This window comes from Pseudomonas sp. SDO5215_S409, assembly GCF_054071325.1.
This window is the reverse complement of the sequence record NZ_JBSVWN010000097.1, coordinates 1-9,938: the sequence shown is the minus strand read 5'-3', so window position 1 is coordinate 9,938 and position 9,938 is coordinate 1. Positions and strand designations below refer to the sequence as shown.

Annotated in this window: 11 protein-coding genes and 1 pseudogene; 4 read left to right on the top strand and 8 right to left on the bottom strand. The window is 54.3% G+C overall.

The window, feature by feature from the left end; translation table 11 throughout:
• Window positions 1-219: pseudogene (locus ACW9H9_RS27635) on the top strand (hypothetical protein); the annotation flags it as partial.
• A 3-nt stretch (window positions 220-222) separates the two neighbouring features.
• Here the strand turns inward: ACW9H9_RS27635 and ACW9H9_RS27630 are convergent.
• Window positions 223-1,194: a GlxA family transcriptional regulator gene (locus ACW9H9_RS27630; RefSeq protein WP_457346529.1), complete on the bottom strand. Its 972-nt coding sequence runs from the start codon at window positions 1,192-1,194 to the stop codon at window positions 223-225.
• A 139-nt stretch (window positions 1,195-1,333) separates the two neighbouring features.
• Here ACW9H9_RS27630 and ACW9H9_RS27625 point away from each other — a divergent pair, with 139 nt between their 5' ends.
• The 3 genes from ACW9H9_RS27625 to ACW9H9_RS27615 all read left to right on the top strand — a co-directional run bounded on the left by ACW9H9_RS27625 (window position 1,334) and on the right by ACW9H9_RS27615 (window position 4,055).
• Entirely contained in the window at window positions 1,334-2,110 is a 777-nt protein-coding gene (locus ACW9H9_RS27625) for an alpha/beta fold hydrolase (RefSeq protein WP_457346528.1), read from the top strand.
• A 19-nt stretch (window positions 2,111-2,129) separates the two neighbouring features.
• Entirely contained in the window at window positions 2,130-2,636 is a 507-nt protein-coding gene (locus ACW9H9_RS27620) for a cupin domain-containing protein (RefSeq protein ID WP_457370493.1), read from the top strand.
• Window positions 2,637-3,251: 615 nt separating this feature from the next.
• A complete protein-coding gene (locus ACW9H9_RS27615) occupies window positions 3,252-4,055 on the top strand; it encodes a DUF695 domain-containing protein (protein ID WP_457346526.1) in 804 nt (267 codons plus the stop codon).
• A 209-nt stretch (window positions 4,056-4,264) separates the two neighbouring features.
• Here ACW9H9_RS27615 and ACW9H9_RS27610 read toward each other — a convergent pair whose 3' ends face one another.
• The 7 genes from ACW9H9_RS27610 to ACW9H9_RS27580 form a co-directional block, all read right to left on the bottom strand.
• A complete protein-coding gene (locus tag ACW9H9_RS27610) occupies window positions 4,265-4,840 on the bottom strand; it encodes a GlcG/HbpS family heme-binding protein (protein WP_457346524.1) in 576 nt (191 codons plus the stop codon).
• Between the two features lie 248 nt (window positions 4,841-5,088).
• Window positions 5,089-6,012: a LysR family transcriptional regulator gene (locus ACW9H9_RS27605; RefSeq protein ID WP_457346523.1), complete on the bottom strand. Its 924-nt coding sequence runs from the start codon at window positions 6,010-6,012 to the stop codon at window positions 5,089-5,091.
• Between the two features lie 88 nt (window positions 6,013-6,100).
• Window positions 6,101-6,847: an SDR family oxidoreductase gene (locus ACW9H9_RS27600; protein WP_457346522.1), complete on the bottom strand. Its 747-nt coding sequence runs from the start codon at window positions 6,845-6,847 to the stop codon at window positions 6,101-6,103.
• A 479-nt stretch (window positions 6,848-7,326) separates the two neighbouring features.
• Window positions 7,327-7,905, bottom strand: a complete 579-nt coding sequence (locus tag ACW9H9_RS27595) for a LysE family translocator (protein WP_457346521.1) — start codon at window positions 7,903-7,905, stop codon at window positions 7,327-7,329.
• Between the two features lie 68 nt (window positions 7,906-7,973).
• Window positions 7,974-8,813: an AraC family transcriptional regulator gene (locus ACW9H9_RS27590; protein WP_457346520.1), complete on the bottom strand. Its 840-nt coding sequence runs from the start codon at window positions 8,811-8,813 to the stop codon at window positions 7,974-7,976.
• A gap of 135 nt (window positions 8,814-8,948) precedes the next feature.
• Window positions 8,949-9,206 carry a bacteriocin immunity protein gene (locus ACW9H9_RS27585; protein WP_457346518.1) on the bottom strand — a complete coding sequence of 86 codons (258 nt, stop codon included), beginning with the start codon at window positions 9,204-9,206 and terminating at the stop codon, window positions 8,949-8,951.
• Complete coding sequence (locus ACW9H9_RS27580; protein ID WP_457346517.1) at window positions 9,203-9,634, bottom strand: hypothetical protein; 432 nt, start codon at window positions 9,632-9,634, stop codon at window positions 9,203-9,205. The genes ACW9H9_RS27585 and ACW9H9_RS27580 overlap by 4 nt, the downstream gene beginning before the upstream one ends.
• Between the last annotated feature and the right edge of the window lie 304 nt (window positions 9,635-9,938).

Here is a 9,938-nt window from a genome sequence, read left to right as displayed (position 1 = left end):
CGCCTACAGGGCGCCTTCGGTTGGTTCAGTTACACCACTTCCAGGGACACGATCGAATGGATACCGACCGTGGGCTACATGACGACCCGAGAAGCGCACCGAGACATCAGCCATTATCTGATGCATCGGTACAACTGGATTCGGCCACATCAATTCAACGCTGGTCTGGCGCCAGCTCAGGCCGAGAAAAAACTTAACGTCGTGTCCGGGATCAGTTGACCACTACAGACTCAATAAAAAGCGGCTTCGGTATTCGCTTGGACTTATACCCATAAAGCGTTTGAATATCTTTCGATAGGCGCTGACGTCATGGTAGCCGCATTTCCAGGCTACCTGTTCGATTGTGCTTTTCGGGTTGATGAGCATATTTCGGGAGGCTGAAACTCTAAACCGTTGGCAATATTCGCCCGGGTTAAAGCCGGTGGCCTGGTAAAAGCGACGAAGGAAAGTTCGTAAGTTTAAATTCGCACTGTCAGCCATGTCGGAAACATTTATACCTTGCCCGCCAAGTTGATGGATGAGGTGTTGGATCTTAAGAACAGCAGCGTCACCATGGCCCAGCTTCGGGTAGAATCCAGCATAAGGCTGCTGCGTTCTCTGGGCAGGATCTATGATCATGAATCGTGCGGTTGAAACCATGACCTCGGTGCCCAAAAAGCGATCAATCAAAAGCAGTCCAATGTCCGTCCAGGCCATTAAGCCGCCTGCGGTCAATATGTCCCCGTTATCTATAATCAGCTGTTCAGTATTGACCGTGACGTCGGGGTATTGGGCTTGAAGCACATCGCGGTGTGCCCAGTGAGTTGTGATTTCCCGACCTGCCGCCAAACCTGAAGCCGCTAATAAGTAAACACCGCCGCACACAGACGCGATCATTGCACCGTTTCCATGTTGGTGACGTATCCACGCCAACAATACCGACATCTGTGCGTCTTCAGGTAGTGTGTTTCGAGTGGGCGGTATAATTAAAATGGAAAGCTTTTCCTCGTCAGTGTTAAGAGAAGAGGCTGGGAGCGTTAATAAGGGTAAGTCAAATGTACGCACCTTCAGGCAATGAAGTGACGGCGTTTCTAATAGCTGAGACTGTTGATTGGCAATCTCGAACATATCAGTTAACCCAAAAATAACTGCTTTTGTTGAGCCAGGGTAGTCCAGGATGCCTACGCCAATGTTCAGCAGTTTTTTATTTGTCATTTTTTGACTCTGAGTTTGTCAATATCCACGCTTCACAACCTAGCATGAAAAATAAAGAATTCAAGAAGTTTTATTTACGGTGTGAAGCGTTTGGTCACGGCAACAGAGATTAACTATAAATAGCGAGGTAATAATCAATATGCGTATTTCAACTTGCTGGGTGGCGGCGGTTGCTCCAATAATGTTGGCATTGTCAGTGTCTGCTTTTTCGGCCGTCCCTAAGCCGACTATTGTGCTGGTGCACGGTGCGTTTGCAGACTCAAGCAGTTGGGATGGCGTGACGAAACTGTTGCACAAGGATGGGTATACGGTGATCGGCGCAGCCAACCCACTAAGGGGCGTCAAGAATGATGCTGCTTATGTGTCCGAACTCATTAACGCTATTAAAGGGCCGGTGGTCTTGGTGGGCCATTCCTACGGTGGAACGGTGATCACGAACGCTGCGTTGGGCCACGAAAATGTAAAGTCACTTGTTTATGTAGCAGCGTTTGCACCCGACCAGGGAGAGACATCAATCGACCTGGCTTCAAAGTTTCCGGGAAGTACACTTGGTCCCACACTGTCTCCGCCAGTGCCGCTTCAGGATGGTTCAAATGATTTATATATTCAATCGTCAAAATTCCAAGCGCAATTTGCAGCAGACGTTCCTGAGGAACAAGCGGCCTTAATGGCTGCTGGGCAAAGGCCTATAAAAGATTCGGCTTTGTCTGAACCCTCCGGAATACCGGCCTGGAAGACGATTCCCTCATGGTTTATCTACGGAGGGAAGGATAAAAACATCCCGGTCGCAGCCTTCGATTGGATGGCCAATAGAGTGCATTCAATCTCCAATACTGTTGTTAAAGGTGCTTCACATGTAGTGATGGTTACGCACCCTGAGGCAGTAACGAAGATAATTGAACAGGCGGCCAAATAGTGAATGTGCTTTGGGCGTGGTGTCGATTAATCTCCTCGCGCAGAGGGCGGTGGCGATGAGACTAAAAAGTTTTGGTCGGGGTCATTGGGTGGTACTGAACAAGGCTCTGTTTTTTGCATTGATTTCTTTGGTCATGACAGGTTTTTCTATGGCAGCCGAAAAAAACGATGGTGTGCAACAGCTCAAGTTTGAAAAAATACTGGTGACCGATCGTTCTTGGGACGGTGTACCATTAACCGACTACCCTCGTGCTCAACCAGAGCTCTCGGTGATTAAAGTCGAGATTCCACCTCATACAAGCCTGGATTGGCACACGCATACTATTCCCAGTGTCGGATATCTTATCAAAGGGTCATTAACGTTAATAAATAAGGTCACGGGTGAGCAAGTCATAGCGCGTGAAGGTGGCGCGTTAGCGGAAACACTGAACTCTGTGCACAAAGGCGTCAGTGGTGACACCGGTGCTACATTGATTGTTTTCTATGCCGGGACAAAAGGCACGCCCCTGTCGGTACCTGCCGAATAATAGGGCCTGTCGGTGAAACGGCGGGTGACGCTTAACAACGTGCGCATCTTAGATGCACTTCTCGTAAAGCTGACCCGCTGTACACCTTCATTCAAGACCGAGGCTTCGGAGTCGAGATTGTTCACGCGTGAGGTGCTTAGACCGGACGAGGTTGACGGATAATCTTCTGCTGATATTTGAACGGCATCGTTGACTATAAGTATTTATCGATTATTCATGTTTACAAGAGGCACGTGGTCATTGTTTCGGTGCGTAATGGCTGATCGGCCTGGACTTGCCCCGCCCGCCACAGCGTCGCTATCGGCATCGGTCCCGCTGAGGGGCGCACCTAAACGGCTAGCCGAAGCCTCAGTGATCATTGAGTTGCCCATGGCCGGGCCACTGATCTCAGTGATATGGCCAACCTCAGGTCACCGTCTAGTCAACGCTCTTTCCTGAACTTGTTATGTAAGGTGTTGCGGTCGGCGCCATGACCTCTTCCATCTGTCGCCGTCACTGAACCTATCTGGCAGAATAAGCGCCATTATTTAGCCATTACTCTGTGCGCCGCCATTTAGCGGCTAGCGGATAAGACGGGTCTTCAGGACGAAGTCGCGAGTTGAAGGAAAAACACCAATGGCCACTGAAAGATCCGAACGCCCTTTGATAGAGCCTGACCACGGCGTGCGGTACGCCACAGCAAACTTTTGCGGGCAAGACCAAGGCGGCAAACGCTTCGGTCCACACCAGACAAGCGTTCATAACCGGCTCCGGTTGTTGGCGCTGGCCAGCGTCTTTATTGCCGGCTGCTCCAGTTCCCCATCCAATTCGCCGCCGCCGGTCGAGCGCGACCCATGCCTGGATACGGGCCCGCCTAAAAGCGTGCCGTACGATAATTGTGTGGCTGATCGCGAGGCCAGCAAGCAGGAGGCTCTCAGAGCGCTTCTCGACGATACGGGCGTTTATTCCCGGCAGATGAAAATAGCCGAATTTGGCGACAATTCTTACCAGCCCTCCGACTTTCCAGATACGACGGTCCCCCAGTTCTACAAGGGCGTGGGTTCGATATCGGTGACTGAAAATCGGGCGCTACCTTTCAAGGTCCGGGTCACCTGGAAATACGCCTCCACGGGGGGCATGCCTGCACCCCGAGATCGTGTGCGGATGGATGAAATGGAGAGGCTGATACTGCCGGCGGTGCAGGGTAAAGGGCTAGCGAAGTGGATCTGCACGATGACCGGTGGGAACCAGCGGCGGTGGATCTTCTATACACGAAACCACGAAGCTTTTATCGCTCAAACACAGGCAGCTCTCGCGCAGACCGGGCCATACCCCATCGAATTGAGCACACACCAGGAACCTGCGTTGAACACCGACGTGCAAAGCGGTGGAAACCGGCCTGAACGTATCCGTATCACGCCAAAAAAGTGCGTGGAGTGATTCCGGAGGTTGCCACAATCGGCCGCGAGCAAATTCTGACGCGCTGAGGCGTTCATTCAAAGTATCGGGTCAAGTCTCATGCAACCGACTGGTCAGGTACGGTGCAATTTCCCAGTTAAAGGCCGGGTGAGATGATAAACACCCACCCGACCGAAACGTCCCTGCTTGCCAAACCTGGGTTCCTCCTGCTGATGCAGCACAATGCGGACTTATTTCTTCACAAGCCGCGCTACCTTGGCTACGCCTGCTTGGGCACAGACTTCGTCCTTGTCACCACCTGGTGAGCCCCCGACGCCAATCCCCGCAACAGTTTCGCCATTCATTTGAAAGGCTACGCCACCGGGCAACGCGGTGACGTTAGGGGTACTGGCTAGCGATTGCGCCACCAGGGGCGGGTACTTGGACAGCACACCGATAAAGCCGCTGGTGGTGTCTACGTTGAAGATGGGGCCCATCGTCACCACCGTATAGGCTTTGCGAAAACTGCTGTCCTTGGTGCTAATCGCCGCATGGTCACCGCGCAGAACAACTTGCGGCGTTCCCGACACGTCGACGACTGTCGCTGTGACGTCGTAGCCATTAGCCTTGCAAGTATCTACCGCCGTTTGGGCTGCAATGATGGCGCTGCTCAGGGGAAGCGCATTATTGCTTATCGCTATCTGTGCCTGGGCTGGAGTCTGAAAAATGAGTCCAGCACACGCACCCAGCACGGCTAACTTAGTCAAGCGCAAGCAGCCCTGCGAGGTACGGCCAGTAAAGAATGCGATCTTGGTCTTGAGTTTCATTTCAACGGCCTCTTATGGGGAGTCATAAACGACGAAAATTCAGCAAAAGGGATGACGCACAGCTCGTTTTACGAACAGTTCGATCATGCAGTTAACTGATTTGAAGGGGTATTGCGTAAAAGCGAACAACATTTGATCAAGAAGTGATTAGATGCCAGTGCCCACTAACCTTGACAAAGGAATAACCAGCTGACTGTTCTGAGTTGGCGAGCACTCATAATGTTTTTTTGATAAGTTGCCGGGATTTATTAAGTTTCACCTGGTGTGTGGCCAAATTCGGCCAGCAATGCCCGAAGTGTGGGTACAGCATAATCAATAAATCGGCGTAACTTGGCAGGCATTGCATCTCGAGATAGAAAAACCACGTGAACCGGAATAGGTTCAACTTCAAATTTTTGAAGAACGTATTTTAGTTTCCCAGCCTTCACCGCTTCATACACATCGTGTTCAAGAATTGACGTAACACCGATCCCATTAATAGCGGCATCAACAGCGGCATCGGGTGAGGAAACCAGTAACCTGGGCACGAGGTTGATGGCGCAGATTTTTCCGTCATCCTGACGGCGATAGCGCCAGGGCGAAAGACTGGGGCTGTCGAATACAACGCAGGGAAACGCCTGCAAGTCTTCAGGCGTTTCAGGCCAACCATATTTATCCAAAAGAGCCGGGCTGGCTACCATCACGACCCTTAATGAGCCCACTTGTTTAGCGACCAAGTTACTGTCCCGCAAGTGCCCGACACGGATGGCGACGTCGGCGTGCACATCGACCAAATCAATAATGCGATCAGACTGCAATAACCGGATTCGAATCTCGGGATAGAGTTCGAGAAACTGGTTGATGACAGGAAGCACCCGCAAGCGAGCGATTTGTACGGGCGAGCTGACGACGAGTTCTCCCCGAGGGGTCGTAAACTCGCCAGCGGCGCGCCTTTCCAATTCGCTCACGTCCTCCAAAATTCGCCTGGCGGTTGCAACGTACTCAAGACCTGCATCAGTAAACGCGAGCTTTCTCGTCGTTCTTATCAGCAGCTTTGTACCCACCAGTGTTTCAAGGTTGTTGACGTTCCGCGTGAGCGTTGCGACGGGTATGTTCAGCTTTCTGGCAGCCGCCGACAAACTGCCTTCATCCGCTGAAGACACCAGCATTGCCATCGCATCCAATCGGTCCACGTGGCGCCCCCAATAAAATGCAGAAGAAATGTTAGTGCTAGGTCGTGACGCTCGATTTTGAATCCTTCTATGGCGCGGCAGCCGCAGACTAAAACTGCGTCAGGCCACCATCCACCACCATTTCGGTCCCCGTAGTGTAGGACGAATCTTCGCTGGCCAAAAACAATACGGTCTTCGCCAGCTCTGCGGGATTACCGAAACGCTTAAGCGCTACCTTATCTGTAACAGTGGCCGCGACTTGGGAAAGTACGTCTTCAGGCAGGCCGATCTTGCTGTAGAAAGGCGTCGCGATGGCGCCTGGGCTGACAGCGTTGACACGGATGCCCAGCGGTGCCAATTCAGCGCCCAGTGTACGAACCAGAGAGCGAGTTGCGGCCTTGGTCGCGGCCAGAATCGACAGGCCCGGAAAGCCTATGGTGTTCAGGAAAGAGGTTGTCACGATAATGCTGCCGCCCTGACTCATCAGAGGGACCGTCTTTTGGATCGTGAAAAATGTTCCCGTGAAATTCAGGGCAAGGTTGTCGTTGATGTACGCCGGTGTGACCGCAGCCAGCGGAGCGACAGTAGTGGCCCCAGCATTTGCAAAAACAATGTCGATTCGACCGAACTTTGTACGGGTCTCTTCGACGGCGCGTTCGATCTCAGATACCTTGCGCAGGTCAGCTTGAATCAATAGAGCGTTGCCATTAAGTTCATTGCCAGCGACCTCCAAACGCTCAGCGTTCGAACCAACCAGTACAACATTCGCCCCTTCCGCTTGGAATAATTTTGCTGTTTCCAAGCCGATACCTGACGTGCCGCCGGTAATGAAAGCTACTTTGTTTTTAAGCTTCATGACGTTTCTCTTTATTTGAGTAAAAGTAAGTAAGCCGGCCCGCGGTAAAAAGAGGGGGCGAGGGCGCTGTCCCGTCACGAGCATTCGGTAAATGCAGTGCGTGATCGAATGCTATATCTCGTCGATTTTTTATGGAATTCGTTAAGTTTGCGTAAGACTTAATCAAAAAGTGAAGTAAAGGGCTGCCCCCACCGACAGCGTTTGGCCGAGGCGGTGTAAAAACGTTTTCGAGCGGGTTTGACGATCAGAACCAGCGCGCAAATCGCGTTCCGACGCAAGTTTCAGGTCTGCTGACTCGCCAAGCGCTGGCGGTTTTTACGTAGTAACGCAGACGTCCAAGCGGCGTCTGAATAGTCTCTATCCAGCCCACTTTTATGCATGAGATATAAAAAACGGCCATGTCACCCAAACCCAGCCCCTGCACCAGGCCTTAGACAAGGCGCGACGCTCGCGCCAAAGACCGAAGAGCAACTATCACATCATCCACGCAACAGCGTACTCGCCGATGAAACCACCAACAGCACTGCCAGAATCCGGTTCAGCCATTGCAACTGCACCGGATTGCTGAGCCAGCGCGCCGCGCCGCGACCCAGCAGCGCCCAGATCGCCAGGGACGGCAGCGACACCAGAAAGAACGCCAGGCACAACGCATTCAGCCCTTGCCCTTGTGCGGTAAACACGCTGATCACGGCAATGGCCATGAACCACGACTTGGGGTTCACCCATTGCAACACGGCTGCGCCGAGCAAGCTCAGCTCAGACGTTGCCTCTCCCGCCTGCGGGTCGATGGCGGTCACGGGCGCGTTGAAGATTTGCCACGCCAGCCACAGCATCCAGCACAAGCCGAGGGCACTGATCACCGGGCGTACGCCGGGCAGCATCAGCGTGCTGGCGCCCGTGCCGGCAACCCACACCAATGAAGCTGCACCCGCCCCCGCGCCGAGGATGATCGGCAGGCACGGTCGCCAGCCGCGCCGGGCGCTGGTGCTGAGGACGATCAGGTTGGTCGGCCCCGGGGTGATCGAGGCGACGAAGGCAAAGAGAATAAACGCAAGCATGGTACGGCCCTGTATGAAGTCAGGGCCTACTGTGGTGGGGATGGGGTGTGGCGGTCTTGAATGTTTGTTCAGCGCCGACTCGCGCCAATCGCCCGCTGCTGATAAGCGCCCGGCGTCATACCGTAGGCCCGTACGAACCAGCGCCCCAGATGACTTTGGTCGGCGAAACCAAGCCGGGTGGCGACTTCCACGGGCTGCACCCCCGCAGCGAGCATCTGGCGACCTCGAATGAGGCGCAACTGGATCAACCAGGCGTGAGGCGCCAATCCGTAGGCCGCCTTGAACGCCCGGGTCAACCGAAAACGGTCGGTGCCGCAGGCTTCGGCCAGGGTGTGCAGGTTGATGTCCTGTTCGTGGTAAGCCATCAGGTAATCGCGCGCCTGTCGGGCAATCATTGGCGCGCGCGATACGGCGGCGGGTTGCGGTCGGCGATACATGTGAACCGCCAGCCGTTCCAGCAACATATCCAGGGCCGCGTCGCGCACGATGCGCACGTCCTGTTTATGCAGCGCATTGAACGCGAACAACGTGGCCCGAGCCAGCTCGGGATCGTCGTGGAGCACGCTGCCGATGCTCGGCAATCCAGCGGCGCAACCGGGCAGCGCCAAGCCATCAAGGGCCCGTTCGAGCCACGCCGGTTGCAGGTACAGCATGCGGTAGGTGAACCCGTCGGGGCTTGGCGCGTCGCCGTCGTGGATGTCGCCCGGTTCAAGCATGAAGACCTTGCCCGGCGTACTGTCGTGCCGCACCCGACGGCTGTTGAAACGCTGCACGCCTTGCTCGGTGAAGCCGATCAGGTAGGTTTCGTGCCAGTGCGGATCATAGGCATGCGCGTGCCCCGCGAAATGCGCGTGCAGGGTTTCGATGCCGGTTTCCCGGTCGAAGGCAAGGTCGATCCATTTGCTCATGGCGTGAATACGGTGGTGGGCTGTGGCCAGTAATCCACAAATGGGCGGATGAGGCTAGAAGGTTTGTGCAGTGATGCGTTCTGCGAGAGGTGGGTGATGATGGCCTGCGATTTGTCGAAGCACACTTGTATATTTCTACTCTTGGAAGCTTTCGAGGCCCTGCGCTGCGCGCCAAGCCTTTACGATTTTCAAAATGCCTTCAGGCGAATCGTCTTCACCGTTCTCTGGGTAATAAATCCAGTCAGAGGCGGCAGCGTTACCCGTTACCTCAATGAAGTTTTCCAGCAACTCGTCTTGATAGTCGTCGGTGCCTGCGGCGCTACAGATTTCTTTAATCAATTCAAGAAATTCGCTCTCCGAGTATTCGGACAGATTGCGTTTGAGTGCGATCATTTCGGGTGCCGGTGTGTATCAATCAGACGTCCGATTCGGCTCTCGGAACCGCTCGCTGTGGCACCACCTTTAATTCTGGACGTGGTGGCCATCCGGCCTGCTACGCCAATCTGTCGGAGCCCTCGGTTGCTATGAATCCCGGGATGATTCAGGTCGCGTGCCGCAGCGCTATCTATCCAGAACTGTCCAGAATTATTGGCCTCCTCACGATTGGCCCAGACTGCCGCGACGGTTAGCGCTGTACTGCCCTGGCGAAAAAGCACCAGATTCTCGTCGAGCGTTTCCGGCACGCCGCACACTTTGTTGGCAAGGTCTGCTGATCCGCGCGGCTCGATCCACTTGGAGCGCTGATCCAATGCGGCGCCCAGGGCGAGCTGGTTTTGATTGAGGCGGTCGAACAGGCTTGTAATCAGTTTGGTCTCCGTCATGGTGGTTTTCTGTGTTTCGAGAGAGCGTAGCAGCGGCGTCGTGAACGCTCGGGATCACCTTTACGTGGTTTGCGTCTGCCGGTGACAAAGTGCCCTGGCGATGTGATACGGGATTTCCCCGCATCTAATGCGTGAGCCCTGCTCGTATTGGCCGCTGCGCGTTCTCATGCTGCGTGAAATCTTGCCGAGGGCACCGCTTCGCGCAGGCTAGGTGCGTGGTTGGCGTGGGAGAAACACTGCGCGACACTCGGATCGTGTCCCTGGAAGTGGTGTAACTGAACCAACCGAAGGCGCCCTGTAGGCG